Genomic DNA, 412 nt, shown 5'->3' on the forward strand with positions numbered 1-412 from the left:
GGCGCTGCGGCAACAAGGGGTGACGGTGCTGTGGCTGACGGTGGGGCTGTTCAACCAGTACGCCGACGCGCTGGCGCCGGCCTTCGGCGGCCTGCGCTACCTGATCGTCGGCGGTGACGCGCTCGACCCGCAGGTGGTGCGCAAGGTACTGGCACGCAGCCGTCCGCGACATCTGCTCAACGGTTACGGCCCGACCGAGACCACGACCTTCGCCACCACCTACGAGATTGATGAGGTGCCGGCCGGTGCGCGCGGCATTCCGATCGGCCGTCCGATCGCCAACACCCAGGTGTACGTGCTCGATGCGCGGCGCCAGCCGGTGCCGGTGGGGGTGGCCGGCGAGCTGTATATCGGCGGCGCCGGCGTGGCGCTGGGCTACCTGAACCTGCCGGAAATGACGGCGGAGCGCTTC

1 protein-coding gene is annotated in these 412 nt (G+C 70.1%); it reads left to right on the forward strand.

The features are described 5' to 3' along the window. The coding region (locus RUGAMON1_RS32700) for an AMP-binding protein (RefSeq protein WP_445234433.1) at nt 1–412 on the forward strand (412 nt) is incomplete at both ends.

This window comes from Duganella rhizosphaerae, from assembly GCF_040364205.1.
GTDB classification, from domain to species: Bacteria; Pseudomonadota; Gammaproteobacteria; order Burkholderiales; family Burkholderiaceae_D; genus Rugamonas; species Rugamonas rhizosphaerae.